This window comes from Xanthomonas pisi DSM 18956 (assembly GCF_001010415.1).
In the GTDB taxonomy this organism is placed as follows: Bacteria; Pseudomonadota; Gammaproteobacteria; order Xanthomonadales; family Xanthomonadaceae; genus Xanthomonas; species Xanthomonas pisi.
Genome location: NZ_JPLE01000320.1, coordinates 1 through 413, shown reverse-complemented (window position 1 = coordinate 413; position 413 = coordinate 1). Strand labels below are relative to the sequence as shown.

The following is a 413-nucleotide window of genomic DNA, read 5'->3' as shown; positions in this document are numbered from 1 at the left end:
TTCGCGGCAACAAATCCGCCAGATGCACGAATCACCCAAACGCCAACGAAGTTACGCGGAAGTATGTTGTCAGTTATTGAGTTGCGACCGTAAACAGGACTTGATCTTGAAGCCCTAAAATTTATGTCGAATGACGCGCTCACTCCAGGGTGACTTGCGTTCCATTGGTTCATAGGAGTCGATTCAGACTTGCCATTCATCCCTAATGCGCCTGATGCATTGTCATATGCAGCGGCTTGGAATCCATAAAAACTAGGGATTTCACCAATTATGTTAGGTGCCGCTGCAGCGAATATCACCCCATCGTCACCAGAGTTGCCGCCGTCACCTCTTCCAAACAATGCTTGGATAGAACCAGTTTGAACACCGTTACGGTCTGGTACACGAAATGTCGTTGTTCCGTTGCCCAGAGA

The 413-nt window shown here is 48.4% G+C and carries 1 protein-coding gene; it reads right to left on the bottom strand.

The genetic code is table 11. From position 1 onward, the window contains the following. On the bottom strand, positions 1–299 hold a 299-nt coding region (locus tag Y887_RS21230), incomplete at its 3' end, for a hypothetical protein (protein WP_211257041.1). Positions 300–413 lie beyond the last annotated feature (114 nt).